Origin of the sequence: Mycobacterium asiaticum (assembly GCF_001668675.1) — a bacterium.
GTDB lineage: Bacteria > Actinomycetota > Actinomycetes > Mycobacteriales > Mycobacteriaceae > Mycobacterium > Mycobacterium asiaticum_D.
The window spans coordinates 13207-34665 of the sequence record NZ_LZKQ01000011.1 but is presented as its reverse complement, the minus strand read 5'-3'; the positions used below and the strand labels follow the sequence as shown (position 1 = coordinate 34665).

27 protein-coding genes are annotated in these 21459 nt (G+C 66.8%); 16 read left to right on the top strand and 11 right to left on the bottom strand.

What is annotated here, in order from left to right; all coding sequences use genetic code 11:
• Positions 1-73: 73 nt before the first annotated feature.
• From A9X01_RS01000 to A9X01_RS00990, 3 genes are all read left to right on the top strand, one after another.
• Positions 74-640, top strand: a complete 567-nt coding sequence (locus tag A9X01_RS01000; RefSeq protein WP_155771854.1) for a hypothetical protein — start codon at positions 74-76, stop codon at positions 638-640.
• A 105-nt stretch (positions 641-745) separates the two neighbouring features.
• A complete protein-coding gene (locus A9X01_RS00995) occupies positions 746-1231 on the top strand; it encodes a hypothetical protein (protein WP_065118877.1) in 486 nt (161 codons plus the stop codon).
• A 90-nt stretch (positions 1232-1321) separates the two neighbouring features.
• A complete protein-coding gene (locus A9X01_RS00990) occupies positions 1322-2452 on the top strand; it encodes a nitronate monooxygenase (protein WP_065036368.1) in 1131 nt (376 codons plus the stop codon).
• A 3-nt stretch (positions 2453-2455) separates the two neighbouring features.
• Here the strand turns inward: A9X01_RS00990 and A9X01_RS00985 are convergent, their stop codons facing one another.
• From A9X01_RS00985 to A9X01_RS00975, 3 genes are read right to left on the bottom strand one after another with little or no spacing between them, the layout of a single operon-like run.
• Entirely contained in the window at positions 2456-2674 is a 219-nt protein-coding gene (locus tag A9X01_RS00985) for an Rv1893 family protein (RefSeq protein WP_065118876.1), read from the bottom strand.
• Positions 2675-2732: 58 nt separating this feature from the next.
• Entirely contained in the window at positions 2733-3008 is a 276-nt protein-coding gene (locus A9X01_RS00980) for a hypothetical protein (RefSeq protein ID WP_065036366.1), read from the bottom strand.
• Entirely contained in the window at positions 3005-3412 is a 408-nt protein-coding gene (locus A9X01_RS00975) for a hypothetical protein (protein WP_065036365.1), read from the bottom strand. The genes A9X01_RS00980 and A9X01_RS00975 overlap by 4 nt, the downstream gene beginning before the upstream one ends.
• Before the next feature lie 235 nt (positions 3413-3647).
• Here A9X01_RS00975 and A9X01_RS00970 point away from each other — a divergent pair, with 235 nt between their 5' ends.
• From A9X01_RS00970 to A9X01_RS00960, 3 genes are read left to right on the top strand one after another with little or no spacing between them, the layout of a single operon-like run.
• Positions 3648-4934, top strand: a complete 1287-nt coding sequence (locus A9X01_RS00970) for a cytochrome P450 (protein WP_065118913.1) — start codon at positions 3648-3650, stop codon at positions 4932-4934.
• Positions 4935-4973: 39 nt separating this feature from the next.
• Complete coding sequence (locus A9X01_RS00965) at positions 4974-5987, top strand: alcohol dehydrogenase catalytic domain-containing protein (protein ID WP_065118875.1); 1014 nt, start codon at positions 4974-4976, stop codon at positions 5985-5987.
• An 11-nt stretch (positions 5988-5998) separates the two neighbouring features.
• Positions 5999-6547: a YceI family protein gene (locus tag A9X01_RS00960; RefSeq protein WP_065118874.1), complete on the top strand. Its 549-nt coding sequence runs from the start codon at positions 5999-6001 to the stop codon at positions 6545-6547.
• 3 nt (positions 6548-6550) lie between these two features.
• On the opposite strand, the gene A9X01_RS00955 is transcribed toward A9X01_RS00960, so the two are convergent.
• Positions 6551-7702 carry a DUF7159 family protein gene (locus A9X01_RS00955; protein WP_065118912.1) on the bottom strand — a complete coding sequence of 384 codons (1152 nt, stop codon included), beginning with the start codon at positions 7700-7702 and terminating at the stop codon, positions 6551-6553.
• 573 nt (positions 7703-8275) lie between these two features.
• Here A9X01_RS00955 and ag85B point away from each other — a divergent pair.
• Positions 8276-9253: a diacylglycerol acyltransferase/mycolyltransferase Ag85B gene (ag85B, locus tag A9X01_RS00950; RefSeq protein ID WP_065036362.1), complete on the top strand. Its 978-nt coding sequence runs from the start codon at positions 8276-8278 to the stop codon at positions 9251-9253.
• Positions 9254-9330: 77 nt separating this feature from the next.
• On the opposite strand, the gene A9X01_RS00945 is transcribed toward ag85B, so the two are convergent.
• On the bottom strand, positions 9331-9930 hold the full coding sequence (locus tag A9X01_RS00945) for a lipoprotein LppJ family protein (RefSeq protein ID WP_253848853.1): 600 nt from the start codon (positions 9928-9930) through the stop codon (positions 9331-9333).
• A 77-nt stretch (positions 9931-10007) separates the two neighbouring features.
• Here A9X01_RS00945 and A9X01_RS00940 point away from each other — a divergent pair, with 77 nt between their 5' ends.
• From A9X01_RS00940 to A9X01_RS00910, 7 genes are all read left to right on the top strand, one after another.
• A complete protein-coding gene (locus A9X01_RS00940; RefSeq protein ID WP_065118873.1) occupies positions 10008-10853 on the top strand; it encodes an alpha/beta fold hydrolase in 846 nt (281 codons plus the stop codon).
• Positions 10846-11415, top strand: coding sequence for a chorismate mutase (locus A9X01_RS00935; protein ID WP_065118872.1), 570 nt, complete (start codon positions 10846-10848; stop codon positions 11413-11415). The genes A9X01_RS00940 and A9X01_RS00935 overlap by 8 nt, the downstream gene beginning before the upstream one ends.
• Before the next feature lie 98 nt (positions 11416-11513).
• Entirely contained in the window at positions 11514-11939 is a 426-nt protein-coding gene (locus A9X01_RS00930) for a transglycosylase family protein (RefSeq protein ID WP_253848851.1), read from the top strand.
• A 51-nt stretch (positions 11940-11990) separates the two neighbouring features.
• On the top strand, positions 11991-12455 hold the full coding sequence (locus tag A9X01_RS00925) for an SRPBCC family protein (protein WP_065118871.1): 465 nt from the start codon (positions 11991-11993) through the stop codon (positions 12453-12455).
• Positions 12456-12467: 12 nt separating this feature from the next.
• Positions 12468-13319 (top strand): SDR family oxidoreductase, encoded by an 852-nt coding sequence (locus A9X01_RS00920; protein WP_301336916.1) that lies wholly within the window; start codon positions 12468-12470, stop codon positions 13317-13319.
• A 43-nt stretch (positions 13320-13362) separates the two neighbouring features.
• The gene (locus A9X01_RS00915) at positions 13363-13785 is read left to right on the top strand and encodes a lipoprotein LpqH (protein WP_065118869.1); all 423 of its coding nucleotides are present in this window, start codon (positions 13363-13365) and stop codon (positions 13783-13785) included.
• A 2-nt stretch (positions 13786-13787) separates the two neighbouring features.
• The gene (locus A9X01_RS00910; RefSeq protein ID WP_065118909.1) at positions 13788-15125 is read left to right on the top strand and encodes a cytochrome P450; all 1338 of its coding nucleotides are present in this window, start codon (positions 13788-13790) and stop codon (positions 15123-15125) included.
• A 7-nt stretch (positions 15126-15132) separates the two neighbouring features.
• On the opposite strand, the gene A9X01_RS00905 is transcribed toward A9X01_RS00910, so the two are convergent.
• Positions 15133-16044 carry a dienelactone hydrolase family protein gene (locus A9X01_RS00905; RefSeq protein ID WP_065118868.1) on the bottom strand — a complete coding sequence of 304 codons (912 nt, stop codon included), beginning with the start codon at positions 16042-16044 and terminating at the stop codon, positions 15133-15135.
• 63 nt (positions 16045-16107) lie between these two features.
• Between A9X01_RS00905 and A9X01_RS00900 the strand changes: the two genes are divergently transcribed.
• The gene (locus A9X01_RS00900) at positions 16108-16566 is read left to right on the top strand and encodes a nuclear transport factor 2 family protein (RefSeq protein WP_065118867.1); all 459 of its coding nucleotides are present in this window, start codon (positions 16108-16110) and stop codon (positions 16564-16566) included.
• Between the two features lie 28 nt (positions 16567-16594).
• Positions 16595-17164 carry a dihydrofolate reductase family protein gene (locus tag A9X01_RS00895; protein ID WP_065118866.1) on the top strand — a complete coding sequence of 190 codons (570 nt, stop codon included), beginning with the start codon at positions 16595-16597 and terminating at the stop codon, positions 17162-17164.
• 5 nt (positions 17165-17169) lie between these two features.
• Here A9X01_RS00895 and A9X01_RS00890 read toward each other — a convergent pair whose 3' ends face one another.
• From A9X01_RS00890 to A9X01_RS00870, 5 genes are read right to left on the bottom strand one after another with little or no spacing between them, the layout of a single operon-like run.
• Positions 17170-17604 (bottom strand): SRPBCC family protein, encoded by a 435-nt coding sequence (locus tag A9X01_RS00890; protein WP_065118865.1) that lies wholly within the window; start codon positions 17602-17604, stop codon positions 17170-17172.
• A complete protein-coding gene (locus tag A9X01_RS00885; RefSeq protein ID WP_065118864.1) occupies positions 17604-18437 on the bottom strand; it encodes a lysophospholipid acyltransferase family protein in 834 nt (277 codons plus the stop codon). The genes A9X01_RS00890 and A9X01_RS00885 overlap by 1 nt, the downstream gene beginning before the upstream one ends.
• A 15-nt stretch (positions 18438-18452) precedes the next feature.
• Entirely contained in the window at positions 18453-19589 is a 1137-nt protein-coding gene (locus tag A9X01_RS00880; RefSeq protein WP_065118863.1) for an amidohydrolase family protein, read from the bottom strand.
• Entirely contained in the window at positions 19586-20944 is a 1359-nt protein-coding gene (locus A9X01_RS00875; protein ID WP_065118908.1) for a type I glutamate--ammonia ligase, read from the bottom strand. The genes A9X01_RS00880 and A9X01_RS00875 overlap by 4 nt, the downstream gene beginning before the upstream one ends.
• Complete coding sequence (locus A9X01_RS00870) at positions 20941-21435, bottom strand: carboxymuconolactone decarboxylase family protein (protein WP_065118907.1); 495 nt, start codon at positions 21433-21435, stop codon at positions 20941-20943. Before A9X01_RS00870 ends, A9X01_RS00875 begins: the two co-directional genes overlap by 4 nt.
• Between the last annotated feature and the right edge of the window lie 24 nt (positions 21436-21459).

The window sequence follows — 21459 nt, the reverse complement described above, 5'->3', positions numbered from 1 at the left end:
AGGGCGATTCCTTTCGGGTGGCTGCAATTACGCTACTGCAGGTTTCGTAATTGGCAGCCCTACGCTACCCGCGGTGTCGCACCCCGATCAAGACTCCGCGAATCCCCGGCGTAAGTTCCGGTCCATGGGTCTGTTCGGCCAGAAGGCGACCGGCCCGCGCAGCGGCGCGGCCGGCCCGGCGAAGCAACCGCCGCGCGAATCCCCGCAGCGGCGCGCCATCAAGGCTTTCGACCGCGGCGAGGAGTTCTTCCAGATCCAGCTGCCGCACGCCGCGGACGTCGGGGCAACCCTCGGTCTCATCGAGCAGGCCGGATGGCGCCTCGAGCACGCCGACTGGGTCGCCACCGACGAAGTGGTGGGCATCTATCTGTTCCGGCGCGACGAGGCTCGGGAGGACCGGGCGACGGCGCCGCAGCCGGCCGAGGAGCACGCCGCGGAACCGGACCCCGCCGACGTGCCCACTGAGGTATCTGCCGAAGCGCCCGCCGAGACTCCCACCGAGGTGCCCGCCGACGTGCCCGCTGAGAAGAAGACCAAAGTCCGGTGTCACGCCTGCCAGCACGTGCACAGCGTGTCGGTGCACGAGACGTCCTTCGTCTGCCCCAACTGCAATGCGAGATTGAAGCGAAAAAAGACGTAACGGACCGGCCACCACCGGCGAGCGGTGCTGGAACCCGTTCTAGAAGTGCGCGGTCGGCGGCAGAGTGGGAACGGAAGTGACAGCGCAGACCTGAGGAGTGCGGCTATGGCACCGCTGCTTGCGGCCTGCGGGGGCTTCCTGCTGGCTGTGCTGTGGATGGACCTGATCTTCGATGTCCAGGTGTTCCGGGCCGGTCCGGACGGTGGCGAACTGCCCGAGCCCGTACTGGCGTCCATCGCCGCCTACTATCACCGGGCCACCACCACCTCACGCCCGATGGGCAGACTCATCGCGCTGGTCATGCTGATCCTGCTGAGCGCGTTGGTAATTCACGCGCTGAACGGCGGTGGACCGGCCTGGCTACTGCTGACTTCCGCCGCGCTGGCCGGCGTGCCGGTGGCGCTGGCGATGTTCCATACCGTCCCGAGCGCGGTGCGGCTCGGAAAGCGGCGGGACACTGCGGTAGGCCAGAGCCGGCTGGCTCGCGTCGTCTGCCGCGACCACCTGATCTGCTTCGGGTGTTTGCTTGCGTTTACGGTGCTGTGGTCGGTGCACGGCGTGGTTCTCGACGGCCTCTCTGACGGGTATTAGTCGCGACACATTCGACCTCACTGGCCACGCGGTCGGCGTCCGTACTAAACTAGAACACGTTTCAATTTGGCGAACGCCCGAGGAGCTGGCATGCACACCGCCCTATGCGACGAACTCGGTATCGAGTTTCCGATCTTTGCTTTCACCCACTGTCGCGACGTCGTCGTCGCGGTCAGCAAGGCCGGCGGCTTCGGCGTGCTGGGTGCCGTCGGCTTCACCCCCGAGCAGCTCGAGATCGAGCTGAAGTGGATCGACGAGAACATCGGTGACCACCCCTACGGCGTGGACATCGTCATCCCGAACAAATACGAGGGCATGGACTCGCACCTGTCCGCCGAGGAACTGGCCGAGACCCTGCGCAAGATGGTGCCGCAGGAACACCTGGACTTCGGCAAGAAGATCCTGGCCGACCACGGCGTACCGGTCGAAGACAGCGACGGCGACACCCTGCAGTTGCTCGGCTGGACCGAGGCAACGGCCACCCCGCAGGTCGAGGTGGCGCTCAAGCACCCGAAGGTCAAGATGATCGCGAACGCGCTCGGCACGCCGCCCGCGGACATGATCAAGCACATCCATGACGCCGGGCTCAAGGTCGCCGCGCTGTGCGGGTCGCCGTCGCAGGCGCGCAAGCACGCCGACGCCGGCGTCGACATCATCATCGCCCAAGGCGGCGAGGCCGGCGGACACTGCGGCGAGGTGGGTTCCATCGTGCTGTGGCCGCAGGTCGTCAAGGAGGTCGCCCCGATCCCGGTGCTCGGCGCCGGTGGCATCGGCAGCGGCCAGCAGATCGCGGCGGCGCTGGCGCTCGGCTGCCAGGGCGCGTGGACCGGTTCGCAGTGGCTGATGGTCGAGGAATCCTCGAACACCCCGGTGCAGCAGGCCGCCTACATCAAGGCAGGCAGCCGCGACACCGTCCGCAGCCGCTCCTTCACCGGCAAACCGGCCCGGATGCTGCGCAACGACTGGACCGAAGCCTGGGAGCAGCCGGACAACCCGAAGCCGCTCGGCATGCCGCTGCAGTACATGGTGTCCGGCATGGCGGTGCGCGCCACCAACAGGTATCCCAACGAGTCCGTCGACGTGGCGTTCAACCCGGTCGGGCAGGTGGTCGGTCAGTTCCAGAAGGTGGAGAAGACCTCGACCGTGATCGAACGCTGGGTCCAGGAGTACCTGGAGGCGACCAGCAGGCTCGACGAGCTCAACGAGGCTGCCGCGGTCTGACGATCAGTCGAGATCGTCCTCTTTGCCGGTGAAGACTTCCTTGACCCGGTCCACCGCGTGGGTACCGATTTCGATGGAATTCTGAACGATGCCGCTGGCGCCGCCGGCGATGTCACCACGGATGATGTCGCTGGCGTGCTCGACGATGTCGGAGGCCTTCTCGACGGCATTGGTCGCGATGTCGCGAACGGCGTCCACGGCATCTTTGGGATCGAAGCCCACGGGTGTCTCCTATTCGTTGACGGACGGTTGTAATGACTCTAGACCGGGTCGTGAGTTGTCAGTAGTCGACCAGGGTGCGCCAGTACTCTTCGGGAATTTCCTTGCCCGACAACAGCACTCGGGCCAAGCCCACGGCCATGGCGATCCCGAGCAGGCCGAGCCAAAGTCCGGCCAGCCCGATCAGCCACCACAGCGCGGTGGTCACCGCCGGCCAGGGCGAGAGCACGGCCAACACCGGCGCGAAGAAGAAGCCGGCGCCTATGTACCACGCCGAGCCGGCCCGATCGGACGCAAGGACGAATCGTAGCCAGCGCGGAACCGGGTAATCGGTCACGGCTCGGGTGGGAAGAACCCTGCTCCGGTGAACCAACCTTCCTGCCACCCTTGCGCTCCCAGGCACAGCATCGGCAGCCCGGCCGGCGACTGCGCGGCGACACGCGGGCCGGGGCACGGCGCGCCGATCTGCTGGACGCCACGCAACGGGTAGGAGATCACCCAGTACCCGGTCTCGGCGGCCGGGAACTGGTTGGGCGGCGGGAAGTGGCAGGCCTCGGCCTGGCCGCTGGGGCCGCGCCCGAAGATGAAGCGCTCGTAGTTGTCGCACGGCGCACCCAGCGAGGCGTCATAGTTCATCCCGGGCACATCGCCTTCCCAGCGGCCGTTGTCGGCACTCGCCACAGGCGCCAGAACTATCGCCGAGCCCGCGATCGCAGCGGTGGTGAGCAATTCGCGAATCATGTGGCACTCCTTCATGGCACCGACGATGGTTGATGAGAAGCATAACGATTGCTGCAGGGGTCACAAGGGCAGATCGGCAGACCCGGATCGGCTCCCGTCCCCGCCGTCGTGGAACGTGTTCTAGTTGGGCTTCGGCCTCTTTTCGCTCAGAGCTTCCCAACCGTGCTGTAGCAATGGATTATTGGCACGGGACAACAACTAGACCACGGTGTACGAGGAGTGGGCCTTGTCGACGATGCCAGCCGAACCGCAAGCCAAGCCGAACCTGCCGCCGGGGTTCGATTTCACCGATCCGGACGTGCATGCCGAGCGGCTGCCCGTTGAGGAGCTGGCCGAACTGCGCCGCACCGCGCCGATCTGGTGGAACGAGCAACCGCTCGGGGTCGGCGGTTTCGACGACGGCGGCTTCTGGGTGGTGACCAAACACAAGGACGTCAAGGAGATCTCCCGGCGCAGCGACGTCTTCTCCAGTCTGGCCAAGACGGCTTTGCCCCGATATAAGGACGGCACCGTCGGCGAGCAGATCGAGCGCGGCAAGTTCGTCCTGCTGAACCAGGACGCGCCGCACCACACCCGGTTGCGCAAGATCATCTCCCGGGGCTTCACCCCGCGGGCCGTCGAGCGACTGCGCGACGACCTCAACGAGCGCGCGAAGCGGATCGTGGCCAACGCCGCCGCGCAGGGTTCCGGCGACTTCGTCGAACAGGTCTCCTGCGAGCTGCCGTTGCAGGCGATCGCCGGCCTGCTGGGGGTGCCGCAGGAGGACCGGATGAAGTTGTTCCACTGGTCCAATCAGATGGTCGGCGACCAGGACCCCGAGTTCGCTACCAACGACGCCATTGCCGCCTCGGTCGAACTGATCATGTACGCGATGCAGATGGCGGCCGACCGGGCGCAGAACCCGGGTGAAGACATTGTCACCAAGCTGATCGAAGCCGACGTCGACGGTCACAAGCTGTCTGACGACGAGTTCGGGTTCTTCGTCATCCTGCTGGCGGTCGCCGGCAACGAGACGACCCGCAACTCGATCACCCAGGGCATGATGGCCTTCACCGATTTCCCCGACCAGTGGGAGCTGTACAAGCGGGAGCGGCCGGTCACCACCGCGGACGAGATCGTCCGGTGGGCCACCCCCGTCACCTCGTTCCAGCGCACCGCGCTCGAGGATTACGAGCTCTCCGGCGTGCAGATCAAGAAGGGCCAGCGGGTGGTAATGGTCTATCGCTCAGCCAACTTCGACGAGGACGTGTTCGACGACCCGTTCACTTTCAACATCAAGCGCGACCCCAATCCGCATGTCGGATTCGGCGGGACCGGCGCGCACTACTGTATCGGGGCGAACCTGGCCCGGATGACGATCGACCTGATGTTCAACGCGATCGCCGACGCAATGCCCGACCTGGAGTCGGTGGGCAAGCCCGAGCGGCTGCGCTCCGGTTGGCTCAACGGCATCAAGCACTGGCAGGTCGACTACCACACCTCGGGGACCGCTCCGGGCGACAAATGCCCTGTGTCCCACTGACACTCACACCTCAACCGTTCACAACTCAAAAGGAAACACATGGCTACCCATAAGGCTGTGCAGGTGGCGTCGGAGGGCGCACCGCTGGAGCTCACCGAGGTGGAAACGCGCCCACCAGGACGCGGCGAGGTGCGCATCTCGGTCACCGCTTGCGGAATCTGCGGTACCGACGCGCATTTCGTCAACGGCGGATTCCCGGATATGACCTGGCCGCTGACCCTCGGGCACGAAATCGCCGGCACCATAGCCGAACTCGGTAAAGACGTCGAAGAGTTCGCGGTCGGTGACCGGGTCGCCGTCGGCTGGTTCGGCGGCAACTGCAACCACTGCGATCCGTGCCGGAAGGGCATCCTCATTCACTGCGCGAACGCGCAGGTGCCCAGCTGGCAGTATCCCGGCGGCTACGCCGAATCCGTGACGGTGCCCGCCACCGCGCTGGCCCGGATCCCCGCCGGACTGACCGATGTCGAAGCGGCCCCGATGGGGTGCGCCGGTGTCACCACCTACAACGCCTTGCGGCACACCAGGGCGCTACCCGGTGACCGGGTCGCGGTGCTCGGCGTCGGCGGTCTCGGTCACCTCGGCGTCCAGTGGTCCCGGGCAATGGGTTTCGAGACCATAGCGATCGCTCGCGGCGCCGGAAAGGCCGAGGACGCCAAGAAGTTGGGCGCGCATCACTACATCGACTCCACCAGCGTCGACGTATCCGAAGCGCTGCGCACCCTGGGCGGCGCGTCCGTCGTCCTCGCCACCGCGGGCAACTCCAAGGCCATGGCCGACACGGTCGGCGGGCTACTCCCCCAAGGTGAGCTCGTCACCATCGGGGTCACCCCCGAGCCGCTGCCGATCAGCCCCGTTCAATTGATCATTCCCGGGCTCAGCGTGATCGGTCATCCGTCCGGAACGGCCAAGGACGTCGAGGAGACAATGCAATTCGCGGTCCTCTCCGGCGTGCGGGCGTGGGTCGAGGAGCTGCCTCTGGAGCGGGCCGCCGAGGGCTACGCCACGTTGGAGCAAGGACGTGCGCACTACCGCACCGTTCTGACGGTCTGACCACCGCAACGGTGACCGACTCGTGGACGCTGGGCGTCGACGACGGCGAATTGACCGTCCGCACCGGAGTGGCGGGCCGGGCCGCGCGGATGGGCCATCGGCTCACCCTGGCCATGACCCGCTGGCAGGCAACTGTCAATTGGGCTGCGGACGAACCCGATTCGGCAGAGTTGATCGTGCACGTGGATTCGCTGCAGGTGCTGCGCGGTGACGGTGGCGTCAAGGGCCTGTCCGGCCCGGAGCAGGCGCTGGCGCGCTCGAACGCGCTGAAGTCGCTGTCCGCCGGCCGATTTCCCGAGATCCGGTTCAGCGCCGAAGACATCGAGAAGACCGTGGACGGCTACCGGCTGGACGGCACGCTGGACATCAGGGGCAAGGCCCGTGCACACGCTGTCGACCTGCGCGTGGACGATCGCGGGGATAGCTGGCTGCTGGCAACCGAATCGACGGTTCGGCAGACCGATTTCGGCGTCAAGCCCTACTCGATGCTGCTCGGGTCCCTGCACGTCGCCGACGAGGTGACGGTGGCCTTCTCGGCCAGTCGCAGCAAGGGCGGCTGACGGTTACTCGGGCGGGCGGCCGGGCTCGGTGTACGTGCCGGGAATGTGCTCGAGCACTCTGCTCAAACGCAGCGGTCCGTCGCCGGGCGCCGGTTCGGGCACCGCGCCGCCCGGTTGCTCGCCCGGTCCGGATTCGTCGACCTGTTCACCGGCGGTCAACCGCACGGGTTCTTGTTGCGGCGGTGCCGGCGACGGGGCCGCCGGAACCGCGGCCGGCGGAACCGGTCGCGGCGCTTCGGCCTCGGCTATCGGCGGCGTCGACTTGTGCACCACGGGATGAGCAGGGTGCGCATCCTTGCCGGGAGCCAATTGGATGCCCACCGCCAGGGACACCGACGCCACGAAGGTCACTGCGGCCGCGGCCAACGTCGTCGCCGCCCCGGCGTACTGCCGGGACCGCGTCGGGGCGGCGGAGACCGGCGCAACGTGATCGGCGATCAGTTCGGTATCGGTGAACTCGGTGCGGCGGGCCGCGGCCAGCGCAGCTCCGCGCGCCACGGTTACCTGCGCCATCGTCTGGGCGAACACCGGAACCGGCAGGACCTTTTCCAGCTGCCAGGAGAAATCGTTGACGTCTCCTTCGGAACCGACCACGACCACCCCGCCCGGCCGCCAGGAACTGCGGTCGAACATCCCGGTCAGCCAGGACGTCAGACCGTCGTACCCGCCGCGAACGTGCTTGACCGCCGTCTGCGTCTGCCCGTCATGGGTGTCGACCATGACCACCGTCGCCCATTCACGCTCGAGGATGCACACCGCGGTCTGCTGGTAGCCGATCACCGGCGCGACGGCCTCGGCGAGCGTCTCGACCGCATCGAGCAGACGCACGGGTACGACATTGTCGAAGCCGGCGTCGGTCAGCGCCTCCAACAGCAGCGCGGCCTGGGCGGATGCCTCGTCGCTCCACGTCACGCCGATCACGCGCAGCCGGCGGTCCCCGGCGAGCGCCACATCCCGCGCCCGGAGCACTTCGGCGGCCACCTGCTCGGCGGTGTGTACGACACGCACACCCTGGCCGACGTGCCGGCCGCCCTCGGCGCCGTCCTGCAGATGCAATTCGTGGTGGTCCAGGATCGCGCCTTCGGCGCTGTGTCCCTCAGCGAGGATCCACCCGACGGCGGCCGGTGTGACCGACAGCCCAAGTACCGTATCCAAATCCCGCACCTCAATCGTCTCCCGGGCCCGTCGCACTCTGCGCGATGCCAATCGCACCAAGGGGCAGGTGCGGGACGCGGGAGTGCCGAAACGGCTCGGGGATAGCGTGTCGTAAGTCGGCTTGCTCCGAGCGAGCCTACGCGGTCGCCGGCCGTTCGGCTGCGCCGGTCTGGAAACCGGCAGGTGACTCTCAAGTAACCGAGACGTGGCCAAAGATAAATCTGACGCCCGCGGAAATAATGGTCTGAGTTGCTCGCCGGGCCGCTGTCACCGGAGTGCCGCCGGTCAAAATGGTTAGCCAAACTCAATAGGGTTTTGCTCCCCGCCCCGACTCCGCCTCATTCCAACTGGATAACGCGTGTATAACGCCGCGGCGTGTGTCGCGTTTGCGCGTGTCAGCGCCGCGCTATAACGGATGCGGTCAACCGGCGGGGACGCGGTAACACAGTTGCTGGGCTCACGAAGTTAACCGATATCGAACTGAAATGTGTTTGCGTCCGAATCGACATTTGGCCTATTCACACGGTAAGTTCTGGCCGGAGCAAGAGACATAAGGAAAAAGGGGCACAGGTTATGACAGTGGTGAGCGGGAAGATACGGGCCTGGGGTCGCCGACTCCTGGTCGGTGCAGCTGCGGCTGCGGCCCTGCCGGGCCTGATCGGACTTGCCGGGGGCGCACCGACTGCGGGAGCTTTCTCCCGGCCGGGTCTGCCAGTCGAGTACCTGCAGGTGCCGTCCGCGGCGATGGGGCGCAGCATCAAGGTGCAGTTCCAGAGCGGTGGCGACAACTCTCCTGCGGTGTACCTGCTCGACGGCCTGCGTGCCCAGGACGACTACAACGGTTGGGACATCAACACCCCGGCCTTCGAGTGGTACTACCAGTCCGGCCTCTCGGTCGTGATGCCCGTCGGCGGTCAGTCCAGCTTCTACAGCGACTGGTACAACCCCGCCTGTGGTAAGGCCGGCTGCTCCACTTACAAGTGGGAGACCTTCCTGACCAGCGAGCTGCCCTCCTACTTGCAGGCCAACAAGAGCGTCAAGCCGACCGGCAGCGCCGCCGTCGGTATCTCGATGGCCGGCTCGTCGGCGATGATCCTGGCCGCCTACCACCCCGCTCAGTTCATCTACGCCGGCTCGCTGTCGGCGCTGCTGGACCCCTCCCAGGGCATGGGGCCGTCGCTGATCGGCTTGGCCATGGGTGACGCCGGTGGCTACAAGGCCTCCGACATGTGGGGCCCCTCGAGTGACCCGGCGTGGCAGCGCAACGACCCCACCCTGCAAATCGGGACGCTGGTCGCCAACAACACCCGCTTGTGGGTGTACTGCGGCAACGGCAAGCCCTCCGAACTGGGTGGCGCCAACCTGCCGGCCGAGTTCCTGGAGAACTTCGTCCGCAGCAGCAACCTGAAGTTCCAGGACGCCTACAACGCGGCCGGTGGCCACAACGCGGTGTTCAACTTCCAGAGCGACGGTACGCACAGCTGGGAGTACTGGGGCGCACAGCTGGTCGCCATGAAGGGTGACCTGCAGGGCGCACTGGGCGCTCGCTGAGGCTAACCCGCACCAGCACTACAACTACTGCGCTTGACGGCAACCGCCGTCAAGCGCAGTAGTGCTTTTCGTGGGCCTCACCGCCCCAAGCCGACCTGACTGGTGACATCGACCCACCCCGTCGCATCGTTGCGGTGGTCGTTCGTGTTCCGGCACTCGCCGTAGAGGCGCAGCACGCCCAGGCCCGGGTTGTCGTCGTGCCGGTACAGAATCACCGTGACACCGTCTTTGGACAGGGTGGAGCCATACGCATGGCCGCCGGGCGGTAATCCCTCGATCCAGCCGTCGGACCGCAGGGCCGCGGCGACCGTCTGGAAGTAGGTGTCGGCGCGCTGCTCGGTGGGCAGCGCGAAGGTCAGATGAATCGCCCCCTGATACGGCGGGTCCTCGTGGCCCCCGCACGACATCAACAGGTAGCCGGCCGTTGTCGGGCGCAGGCCCGCGACATCGACAACCCGGCCGGCCGCACCAACCGCCTGGGCTCGGCTCTGCTCGTCGGAGACGTTGTCGGCGCGCGAGAGGGCGTCGGCCGGCGTGGCATGGAGCCGATCCACCGACACGAAGATTGCGCCCATGACCAGCGGTATCCCCAGCGCGGCCGCCAGCAATGCCCGGGCCGCGTTCGTCCGCAGCCAGTCCGGGTCTCGCGGAAAATAGCGGATGGCCCTGTCCTCCATCAACATTGACTTTCATGCACTCTGTACGTAACTTACGTACTGAGAGTTTGTAAGTTACTTTTCGAAGGATAACCGCGATGCCGCAGGCCACACTCACGCAAGCAACCATTGCCTACCGAGTGGTGGGTCCGGAGAAATCGCCGCACCCGCCGGTGCTGTTCGTACACGGCATTCTGGCCGACGAAAGACTCTGGGACCGCGTCGCGGACGGCCTGGCGAGGCTGGGCTATCGGTGCTTCTTGCCGACCTGGCCGTTGGGCGCGCACACCATTCCGGCCAATGACGGAGCAGATCTCTCCCCCCGCGGAATCGCCGCAATGATCAACGAATTCCTGGTGAGCCTCGATCTTTCCGAGGTGACGCTGGTGGGTAATGACACGGGCGGGGCGTTGTGTCAGTTCGTCATCGACGAATATCCCGACCGGATCGGTCGGTTGGTGCTCACCAACTGCGACGCCTTCGACAAGTTTCCGCCATTCCCGTTCAATGTCGTTTTTGCGGTGTTGCGCGGCCCGAAATCGATCAAGACGCTGTTCGCCACCATGAGTTGGTCCAAGTTGCGCCACTCACCGCTAGGGTTCGGTCTGCTGCTCAGCGATCCCGATGCCGAATTGACCAAATCCTGGCTTGCGCCCTGTCGCGACGATCCGCGCATCGCGGGCGACCTTGCCGAGTTGCTGCGCCACGTCGCGGCCACCGATCTGGTCGACGTGTCCACCCGGTTCTCGCGCTTCACCAAGCCCGTCACGCTGGTATGGGGCCTGCGTGACCGGTGCTTCAAGCCGGCGCTGGGCCGGCAGATGGCCACCCTGTTCGCCAACTCGACGATGATCGAGGTGCCCGGGGCGAGAACCTTCGTGTCCCTGGACAGCCCCGCGGCCGTGATCGACGCAATCGCTACGGTCCCCGCGCACAGTGGCTAAGGCCTGCTTTGTCGCTGCGCTGATCACCGTGCTCGTCCTCGCGCCGCAGGCACGGGCCGACGCCGCGTTGACCGTTCTGATCGACGCGGTGGCCGAGCGACTACAAATCGCCGAGCCGGTAGCGGCCTACAAGTGGAGTACGCACACTCCCATTGAGGATCCGGCCCGCGTCGAGCAGGAACTCGCAACACTGCGAGCCGACGCCGAAGCGCTCCAAATCGACCCCGACTACCCGGATTACGTAGCCACGATCTTCCGCGACCAGGTCGGCGCCACCGAAGCCATCGAGTACAGCAGATTCGCGCAATGGAAGCTCGACACCGCCGGCGCACCCCCACCGCCGCAGGACCTGTCGGCATCGCGGGCGCAGATCGACACCCTCAACACTAAGATTTTGTCTCAGGCATCGCTTAATTGGAGTTTGCTGCGCTCGCCGTCGTGCGGGTTCCGGCTGGACGAGGCCCGGACTGTGGTGATCCGTGCCCGCCGGTTCGACGACCTCTATCAACGAGCGCTGAACGCCGCCACCCGGTCCTACTGCCAGGGTCAATCGGCGGCTTGAAATGCCCCGCTGAGCAAGGTTTGCACCAATCTCAAAGTGATAGACAACGGGTCTCATAATTTCCTCTAGTCGGTAACGCTTTGACTACAGCCGGCGAAATGCCGGTCATGACGCACATCACAAAGCCCCTCATCAAGTCGGTTATGACCGCCGGTTTCGTAGCGGTGGGTATGTCGTTTTCCACGGGCGTCGCCGACGCGGACTCCATGAACTGGGACGCCGTCGCACAGTGCGAGTCCGGGGGTAACTGGGCCGCCAACACCGGTAACGGCGCCTACGGCGGACTGCAGTTCAAACAGGCCACCTGGGAGGAGTACGGCGGCGTCGGGAACCCGGCAAAGGCCTCTAAGCAGCAACAAATCGCCGTCGCCAACCGGGTGCTGGCGGGCCAGGGACCCGGGGCCTGGCCGAAGTGCTCCAAGGCGGGCGGCATGGCGCCGGGCATCGCGCAGGTGCCGCAACCCGGTCAGCAGCTGCAGCAGACCCTGACTCAGATCATCGGGATGTTCGTGCCCAAACAGTGAATATCGGCGGCCGGGGTGGTTTCGTTACAGCCGGCGTGTTTGGATTCTCCTATGGAGGGTTCAGCAACGGTTCATATGGCGGCGCCGGCGGACAAAATCTGGGAATTGATTGCCGATATTCGAAATACCGGGCGCTTCTCGCCGGAGACATTTGAGGCCGAGTGGCTGGACGGCGCGACCGGGCCGGCGTTGGGCGCGCGCTTCCGTGGGCACGTCCGGCGCAACGAGATCGGCCCGGTCTACTGGACCACCTGTGAGGTGACGGCGTGCGAGCCCGGCCGCGAGTTCGGGTTTGCTGTACTGCTCGGCGACCGGGTGGTGAACAACTGGCACTACCGATTGACGCCGGCCGGGCCGGACGGGCAGTCCACCGATGTGACCGAGTCCTTTCGCCTGGCCCCTTCCCCGTTGAATAACGTCTATCTGGTGTTCGGAGGATTCCTCCGGAGGCGGCGCAACATCAGGGACATGACAAAGACGCTGAACCGCATCAAAGACGTGGTCGAAGCGGGTTGAGGGGCGGCTGACATCAAATCGCAGAAGACCATATTCATCACCGGCGCCGGCAGCGGTATGGGCCGCGAGGGCGTGAAGCTGTTCCACAGCAAGGGCTGGCGAGTCGGCGCCGTGGACCGCGCCGACGACGGCCTGGCCGCACTCTGCGTGGAACTGGGCGCGGGACTGTGGACCCGGGTCGTCGACGTGACGGACAAGGCGGCACTGGATGCGGCGCTGGCGGACTTCTGCGCCGGTAATGCCGGCGGCGGCCTGGACATGATGTGGAACAACGCCGGCATCGGCGAGGGCGGCTGGTTCGAGGACGTGCCCTACGAGGCCGCGATGCGGGTCATCGACGTGAACTTCAAAGCGGTGGTGGCCGGTGCATACGGTTCGCTGCCCTACCTGAAGAAGTCGCCGGGCAGCCTGATGTTCTCCACGTCGTCGTCCTCGGGCACCTACGGGATGCCCCGCATCGCGGTCTATTCGGCGACCAAACACGCGGTCAAAGGGCTCACCGAGGCACTGAGCGTCGAGTGGGAACGGCACGGTGTGCGGGTCGCCGACGTGCTGCCCGGCCTGATCGACACCGCCATCCTCACCTCGACGCCGCAACACTCGGGCACAGGCTCAGCCGGTGCTCCGGCCACGATGTCGCCCGAGGAGTTGCGGGCGGCGGCCCCCAAGCGCGGCATGTTCCGGCTGATGCCGGCGTCCAGCGTCGCCGAGGTGGCGTGGCGGGCCTATCACCATCCCACCCGGCTGCACTGGTATGTCCCCGGCAGCATCCGCTGGATCGACCGCCTCAAAGGGGTCAGCCCCGAGTTCGTTCGTAAAGGCATCATCAAGGCGTTGCCCAGGATGAACCCGAAACAGCCATAATGTTTTCCTGCATACCGCAGCGGGGCCGAGACGGAGGTGGCTGGTGCAAAACCGGTTGGTCGCAGTGACAGCAATCGCGGTGGCCGTCGCCGGCGCCGTATCGGGATGCGGCGGCAGCCAGACCGTGCCGCGCCATGCCGCAAAGGTGACCATCGACGGCAACGCGCTCACCACCCGCCCGCCGTCATGCAGTCAGATCGAGTCGTACCGCACCATCGACATCCGGGACCGGGACGGCCAGCTGCAGGCGGTGGTGCTGATGAGCGGGGATCGCGTGCTGCCGCAGTTCGTCAAGATCCGCAACATGGGCGGATTCACCGGTAGCTATTACGAGGGCGGGGTCGGGGACGCGCGCGTCGACTTGTCGAAGAACGGCTACACCATTACGGGCAGCGCCCAGGGCATTGCCACCAGCAACCCCAACAAGGTCGTGACGACAGACTTCAAGATCAGCGCCGAGTGCTGACGGTGAAGGACAGACTGCACTGGTTCGCCATGCACGGGGTGATCCGCGGGATCGCCACGGTCGGGATCCGGCGAGGCGACCTGCAAGCCCGCCTGATCGCCGACCCGACTCTGGGTGAGCACCCGGTGCCCTTCTACGACGAGGTGCAGCGGCACGGTCCGCTGGTGCGCAACCGGGCGAACTACATGGCCGTCGACCACCGCCTGGCGCATGATCTGTTGCGCTCGGACGACTTTCACGTCATTGCGTTCGGCGACAATCTGCCGGCGCCGCTGCGCTGGTTGGAGCGGCGTACCCGTGACGATCGTCTGCATCCGATGCGGCCACCGTCGTTGCTGGCGGTCGAGCCGCCCGACCACACCCGCTACCGCAAGACGGTCTCCGCGGTCTTCACCTCGCGGGCCGTCAGCGCGTTACGCGACCGGGTCGAGCAGACGGCCGTCGGCCTGCTCGACCAACTCACCGAGCGGCCCGGCGCCGTCGACATCGTCGGGCGGTACTGTTCGCAGCTTCCGATCACCGTCATCAGCGAGATTCTCGGGGTGCCGGAATATGACCGGCGCCGGGTGCTGGAATTCGGCGAACTGGCCGCCCCCAGCCTGGATGTCGGACTCCCCTGGCAGCAGTACCAACGGGTGCAACGCGGCGTGGCGGGATTCAACACCTGGCTCGTCGAGCATCTGCGCCAATTGCGGCGCGCCCCGGGCGATGACCTGATGAGTCAGTTGATCCAGACCGCCGAGGGCGGTGACAGCGACAGCTACCTCGACGAGACGGAACTGCAGGCGGTCGCCGGTCTGGTGCTTGTCGCCGGCTTTGAAACCACAGTCAACTTGCTGGGCAACGGGATTCGGCTGTTGCTGGACCATCCCGAACAGCTCGAGACACTGCGGGCCCGTCCGGAATTGTGGCCGAACGCGGTTGAGGAGATCCTGCGGTTCGACTCGCCGGTGCAGCTCACCGCCCGGGTGGCCGGCAACGACGTCGAGGTGGCCGGGGTGCCCGTCAAGCGTGGCGAGGTGGTGGTGATCTATCTGGCCGCCGCCAACCGCGACCCTGCGGTGTTCAGCGACCCGCACCGCTTCGACATCGAACGTCCCAATGCCGGAAAGCACCTGTCGTTCTCGACCGGCCGGCACTTCTGCCTGGGCGCCGCCCTCGCCCGCGCCGAGGGTGAAGTCGGGCTGCGCACCTTCTTCGACCGCTTCCCCGACGCGCGCGCCGTGGGCGGCGGCACCCGTCGAACCACCCGGGTGCTGCGCGGCTGGTCGACGCTGCCGGTGACACTGGGGCCGGCCCGATCGACGGCGGATCTCGGCCCGGTCAGCGCACAGTCCTGAGCGCGGTTCAGCCCAGATGACGGCCGAACCAGTCCAGCATGCGTTGCCAGGCGTCGGCGGACGCCACCGCGTTGTAGCGCGGGCCGGTGTCGTTGAAGAAGGCGTGATCGGCGTCCGGTTCGATGATTGTGTCGTGGACCAGGCCGGCCCGCTCGAGCGCCGCCCGGGCGGCGGGCTCAGACCCGGTCACCCGGGCATCCCGAGCACCATAGATGCCGAGCACGGCGGCCTGGGCTTTGGCGAAGTCGGCGTGGTCGGGCAGGGGCCCGTACCAGGGAACCGCGGCCGATACCGCCGGCGCTGCGGAGGCCAGCAGTTGCCACACCAGTCCCCCGCCGAAACAGAAACCCACCACGGCGATCTTCTCGCCCGGGACCAAGCGCCGTAGTTGGTCGAGACCGGAGTTCAGATCGTTGATGAACTGTTCGGGGGCGATGCCGGCCAGCGCCGACGTGGCCTGCGCGGGGTCGGTGAACGTGCCGGTTCCGCCGCGCTCCGACAACAGGTCGATGGCCAGGGCGGAGTGACCGGCCCCGGCAAGGCGTCCGGCCACCGACCGCACCCAGTCGGTGAGGCCCTTGTTCTCGTGGATCACCAGCACTGCGCCCTTGGAGGTGGCCGCCCGCGCCCATGCGCCCCGCAGCTCGCCCAGCGGGCCCGGCCAGGTGACCGGCGAGGTGGGCAGCGCGCGGGCCATCCCGGGTGGCTGCTCGGCGGCCGAGCTCGTCGTGGGCGCTGGGGAAACCGTGCTGGCCGCGTTCTGATCCTGCCGGTGCGCGCAGGCGGCGATCAACGCCGCGCCTGCCGTGCCGCCGATGCCGAGCAGCGCCAGCCGCCGCAGCGCTTCGCGTCTGCTCAGCAGGCCCTCGACGTGGTCGGTTGCGATTTCTTCGGCAATGTAGCGTTGCAATCCGGTCACTGTGCCTCCCGCGGCGAGTATGCGCCGGTTGACACCTGCCTGCGGGCAGGGTTTATTGACGGCATGACAGAGGTTTCGACGTCCGCGCCCGCAGATCTGGTAATTGGGCTGTGGCAGGCACTTTCGCGACGGGACTGGGACGCGGTCAAGTCATTTCTATCGGATGACTGCCTCTACGTCGACATGCCGGTCCCGGCACTGGCCGCTCGCGGTCCCGACGACATCGTGACCCGGTTGAAGATCGGGCTCGAGCCGCTTGCGGCGTACGAGAACCACGATGGTGTTCTGGTGTCGAACGACTCCGACGTCATCTACGAGCATTCGGAGACCTGGACGTTCCAGACCGGGGAAACGGGCGTGCTGCGGTTCGTCACCGTGCATAAGGTGCTGGACGGCAAAATCACTGTCTGGAAGGACTATTGGGACTTCAACAGCCTGGTCGCCTTCGCGCCGCCCAACCACTTCGAGAACCTCGCCGGAGGCGACACCTCCTGGATCTTCGACGCGAGCGCCCTCGTCTAGCAACGCACCGACGGGCAGTCTGGTCTGCATGGGCAAACTCATCTATGGCTTCAACGTGTCGGTGGACGGCTACATCGCCGACGCGCAGGGCAGCATCGACTGGAGCGCGCCGAGCGACGAACTGCACCAGTACTGGAACGACTTCGAGCGCGAGACCGCCCTGTCGTTCTATGGCCGGCGCCTCTACGAACTGATGTCCGCGTACTGGCCTACCGCCGACCAGGACCCGGACGCCACCCCGATCATCGTTGATTTCGCCCGCATCTGGCGCGACATGCCCAAGGTCGTGTTCTCGCGCACTTTGGAGTCGGTCGACTGGAACTCCCGCCTGGAACGCGGCGACCCGGTCGACGTGGTGAGGAGGCTGAAGGCCGAAACGGACGGCAATTTGGAGGTGGCCGGCGCGACGTTGGCGGCACCGATCGTGCAAGCCGGACTGGTGGACGAATACCGGATCGTGCTGGCGCCCACCGCGGTGGGCGGCGGCACCCCGTTCTTTCCCACCCTGCCGTCCTGGATCTCGCTGCGGCTGTTGGAAAATCGGACCTTCCCGGGTGGCACGGTCCTACTGCGCTACGAAGCCACGCGCCCCGGGTAGTGCAGCTAGGGCTCGGCGAGCACCTTCAGGCGTTTGAGCGTCTCGGAAAGCGTGCGCCCTACCTGGCGCACCGCGATGCGATCGGCGATATAGCCGAATATGCCACCCGGCGCCTGATAGGACAGCCGGAATGTCACCTTGGTCTCGCCGTCCCCGCCGTCGCGCAGCCGGATCCGGCCGCGCAACGTGATCCCGGTGATCCCGACGAACGCCACGTCGCGGTTCTCGTCGAACTCCACGACTTCGATCAGCCCGCCGACGGGTACCGAGCCGATCTTCCAGTGCACGATGTAGCGGGCGCCGGCGCCGGGCGGCTGGTCGTTGGCCGCCTCCCAGCGCTCGAGGTTGCTCATGAAGGACGGATAGGTGTCCGGGTCGCTGACGATCTTCCAGACCGCATCGCGGTCGGCCTTGACCACACACCGGCGTTCGACGCGCATCAGCCCAACACCGGGAATCGACGTTGTGCGGCCAACCGATCGACGCCGCCCTGCAGACTTTCCATTACCTTGTCGTGCACCGCCTGGTCATCGCCGTCGACCTCGATCGGCTCCTGCACCTCGATCACGATCTTGGTGGGCAGCGGAATATGTCCCGCCAGGTCACTGATGTTCAGGCCCCACGGCAGCGCCAGCGATATCGGAATGCTCTTGAGCCGCAACAACTTATCCGCCATCAGCAGTTTGGCCAGCCACTGGCCGCGGTTGAGGAACAACGCGCTCTCCTGGCCGCCCACACTGGCCACCGGAACGATCGGCACGCCGGCCTCCCGGGCCAGTCGCACGTAACCCATCCGCCCGCCGAAGTCGACCTTGTGCCGCTCCCACGATGGCCGGAAGACTTCGTAGTCCCCACCGGGATAGACCAGCAGTGCGGCCCCGGATTCCAGTGCCAGGCGGGCGTTTTCGTGGTTCGCGGCGACGGTGCCGAACTTACGCAGCCAGCCCAGCGGCGGTGCGGAGACGACAAGGTTGTGGGCCAGCTGGTAGAAGGGGCGCTCCACACCGAAGTAGGAACAGAACGCGAGGGTGAAGACGAAGGTGTCGGGCGGGACGTTACCGCCGCTGTGATTGCCGACCAGCAGCACCGGGCCCTCGGGCGGAATGCGGTCCAGCCCGCGTACGTCGGCGCGGAAGTAGAGCGAGGCGAGCAGCCAGGTGCCGGGCAGCTGGTCGCGGATGTAGTCGGGGTCGCGCTGGTCCAGATCGGCTTTGGGAACCCTGGACGTGACCTGCTTGCGGGCCCACTCCATGGCTTCGCCGAAGACGCCCATGTCGGAGATCCTGTCCTAGCGTGGGCCGGCGTCCAGCTGGTAGACGCGGGCGGAGTTGTCGTGTGCGATGAGATCGACTACCCGGATTGCGTCGCTTTCACACCAGTCCCCGCTGTCGACGAAGCCCTGCAGGGCGCGGTAAATGGCGCTGCGCCACAGGACGGCGCCGAGGTAATGCAGCTCCGCGGGCCCGAAACCGTCGGACGAGTACAGGATCTTGCGGAACGGCGCGAGTTCGAGCAGCCGGGCGGCGAATGCCGGCGCCCGGGCGCCGAGAAAGTTCACCGTCAGCCCGCCGTCGAGGTAGACGTTGTTGAACGCCTGGGCCAGGTAGCCCGCTTCGCGCTCGTAGGGATAGCAGTGCAGCAATACGATCGGGGTGTCTCCGGACTGGCGAAGGAAGTCGAGCAGCCACAGCGGATTGGTCTTGTGCAGGTCGCAATCCCGGTCCCCCAGGCCGGCATGGAACTGCAGCGGCTTGCCCAGCCGCAGTCCCTGGTGCAGACCGAAGCGCAGCAGCACCCGATCGGTGCAGCGGCGGCCGCCCGCGTCGCGCCAGCGTCCCGCAGCCTGTTCGACTTCCGCCGGTGATGGTTCGCTCAGATCACCCTCGAACCCACCGCGGTAGGCCAGGATCGACTTGGTGCCCACGGCCGCGGCGGCGCGGCGGTGCAGGATCTCTTCGAAGGCTCCGGCGTAGTCGCCCGGGGCCTGCGCGGCTTCCTCGGCGACCTGCTCGAGGCGGACGATTTCCGCCGCGCGACCCCCGCTCAGCTCGGTGAACTGCGCGACGCCACTGATGTCGTCGCCGAGACCGGTATCGACCAGCCAGGTGCTCACCCCGGCGGCCGGCAGGAACAAACCGGCCAGCTCGGGCTCGCTCAACTGGCAACGGCGTGCCCAATATGCTTCCGCGTCAACGTGTCTGGGCAGGCCCAGCACCGGGGCGCAGTGGTTGCGCAGCGCGAATCCGAGTTGGGTGTCGAAACCCGAGTCGAACTCGGCGAGGGGCTGCGTGTTGGCTTCGTTGAGGGCATTCTCGAAGCGGCGGCGGTCCCCCGCGCGCAACCAGCAGCCGTGCATGTGCTGATCGATCAGCGCCACCTGCTGGACGTGCTGGGCGAGTCGCGTATCCGGCAGCGGCGCAGTCATAGGCTCCAGGCCATCCGGAACCTGTCCGCCAGCGCGTCGGGATCGAGTCCGCCGTAGCGGTCGTGCTCCATCGTGCGCACCGCGACCACCATGTCGACCACCGAGTCGGTCAGAATCGACCGCAGCAGAGTCGACTCATCAAGCGCAGCAATAACTTCCGTGTGGCCATCGGGTAGCAGAGCGATACCCGCAGCGGCCCGCTCCGCCGCCGAAAGCAGGGCGGGATCTTTCGTCGTCTGCGCCGGTAGCGTCGCGTCGGTTTTGATGCCCTCGAGCGCGAGCCCGAGAATGGCCGCCGTTGCGTAGTAGGGGTTGGCCGACGGGTCGACGATCTTGACCTCGACGTTGGCGCCGTGCGGATTGGCCGGGCCGGCCTCGATGAATCGCAGCGCAGCTTCACGGTTCTCGATGCCCCAACAGGCATACGCCCCGGCCCAGTTCCCGGGCCGCATCCGCAACCCGGACAGGATGGAACCGCACAGCAGCCCCTGCGCGCCGGCCAGGCCGCGCAGCACCCCCGCCACCGCGGCCTGGCCCGCCCCGGTCATGCCGCCGGGCCCGGTGCCGCCGGAGAACAGCGGCCGTTCTTGCCGGTGTAGCGAGAAATGCTGGTGCGCACCGGATCCGGCGCTGCCGGTGAAGGGTGCCGGAGACAGGCTGACCCGCAGGCCGTGCCTGCGGGCGGCGCGGGCGACGATGATCCGCATCAGGACCAGATGGTCGGCCGCGGCCACCGGCGAGCGCGGTGCCAGAGAGATCTCGAATTGGTTCGCCCCGTATTCCGGATGGAACTGCTCCATCGCGACACCCGCCGACGTAGCGGCGACGGTCACGTCGCGGACGAAGGCCTCGTGCTCGAGGACGCCGGCGAGCCCGTACTGAGCCCACAATGTGGCGGGCAGGCGGTCGCCGTGCGGGTCTACGAGAACGAATTCGAGTTCGTGGCCGACGACCGCATCGATGCCGGCCTCGGCCAGCGCGTTCTCGACTCGCTTGAGTGCGCCTCGGGCGCACAGCGCAACGGGAGAACCGTCCTGCTCGAAGAATTCGGCCGGCGCCCAGGCCAGGCCGTCACCAAGGACGCGGAGGGCGGTCAGGTCGATGCGCAGGCGCTGATCGCCGACCGCGCCGACCTTGTCGGTGAACGCGATGCCGGTCTGGTCGATGGCGAACGCGTGCCATGACGGACTGGCTCCGAGCCCCGGATCGGCGAAGGCGTTGATCCGGCGGACCGGCACCGTCTTGGCGTGGGTCAGACCCGCGGGATTCACGACGGTGCCGATGACGCTGTCGACGCCCTGGGCCTCGAGCCAGCCGATCGCACCCGCCGGCGTGGGCGGGCGCGTCGTCGTCAGGCCCGGCTGGGCAGGGTCAGCTTGCACGCCTGGCCGATGTCGAGGGTCCGCAGCACGCGGCCCATGCCCACCCACAGCGCACACGAGATGGCCAGGTCGGCCAGCAACTCCTCGGTAAAGTGTTCCGCGGCCCGCGCCCAGAAGTCTTCGTCGTCCCGCAGGACGGTGTGTTCGGTGGAGAACCGGTGCGCGAATTCGGCCGCCAACCGCTCCTGCGCGCTGTATCCCGGCCAGGTCCGCCATTCGGCGGCGTGCTCGTACAGCTCCTCGTCGACCCCGGCCGCAGGCCCGTCGGCGTCGCGGGTGTTGGCACAGACGATGCACTCGTTGTTGTTGGCGATCACGGCACGCGCGATCTCGCGAGTGCGCAAAGGCAGCCGGTTGCTGGTGTACACGGCGCGGCTGAAATTGGCCATCGCGCCGCCGAGTTCGGGGGATTTGAGGACCCAGCCAGCAACGTCGTCATCTGCGAAAGTTCCGATTCGGCTCATGGCGAGATGGTACGCCCGCGGCCT

Coding starts and splice junctions, on each gene's coding strand:
- A9X01_RS00995 (WP_065118877.1), top strand. CDS start 746: ATGGCACCGCTGCTTGCGGCCTGCGGGGGCTTCCTGCTGGCTGTGCTG.
- A9X01_RS00990 (WP_065036368.1), top strand. CDS start 1,322: ATGCACACCGCCCTATGCGACGAACTCGGTATCGAGTTTCCGATCTTT.
- A9X01_RS00975 (WP_065036365.1), bottom strand. CDS start 3,412: ATGATTCGCGAATTGCTCACCACCGCTGCGATCGCGGGCTCGGCGATA.
- A9X01_RS00970 (WP_065118913.1), top strand. CDS start 3,648: ATGCCAGCCGAACCGCAAGCCAAGCCGAACCTGCCGCCGGGGTTCGAT.
- A9X01_RS00965 (WP_065118875.1), top strand. CDS start 4,974: ATGGCTACCCATAAGGCTGTGCAGGTGGCGTCGGAGGGCGCACCGCTG.
- ag85B (WP_065036362.1), top strand. CDS start 8,276: ATGACAGTGGTGAGCGGGAAGATACGGGCCTGGGGTCGCCGACTCCTG.
- A9X01_RS00945 (WP_253848853.1), bottom strand. CDS start 9,930: ATGGAGGACAGGGCCATCCGCTATTTTCCGCGAGACCCGGACTGGCTG.
- A9X01_RS00940 (WP_065118873.1), top strand. CDS start 10,008: ATGCCGCAGGCCACACTCACGCAAGCAACCATTGCCTACCGAGTGGTG.
- A9X01_RS00930 (WP_253848851.1), top strand. CDS start 11,514: ATGCCGGTCATGACGCACATCACAAAGCCCCTCATCAAGTCGGTTATG.
- A9X01_RS00925 (WP_065118871.1), top strand. CDS start 11,991: ATGGAGGGTTCAGCAACGGTTCATATGGCGGCGCCGGCGGACAAAATC.
- A9X01_RS00900 (WP_065118867.1), top strand. CDS start 16,108: ATGACAGAGGTTTCGACGTCCGCGCCCGCAGATCTGGTAATTGGGCTG.
- A9X01_RS00895 (WP_065118866.1), top strand. CDS start 16,595: ATGGGCAAACTCATCTATGGCTTCAACGTGTCGGTGGACGGCTACATC.
- A9X01_RS00890 (WP_065118865.1), bottom strand. CDS start 17,604: ATGCGCGTCGAACGCCGGTGTGTGGTCAAGGCCGACCGCGATGCGGTC.
- A9X01_RS00885 (WP_065118864.1), bottom strand. CDS start 18,437: ATGGGCGTCTTCGGCGAAGCCATGGAGTGGGCCCGCAAGCAGGTCACG.
- A9X01_RS00880 (WP_065118863.1), bottom strand. CDS start 19,589: ATGACTGCGCCGCTGCCGGATACGCGACTCGCCCAGCACGTCCAGCAG.
- A9X01_RS00870 (WP_065118907.1), bottom strand. CDS start 21,435: ATGAGCCGAATCGGAACTTTCGCAGATGACGACGTTGCTGGCTGGGTC.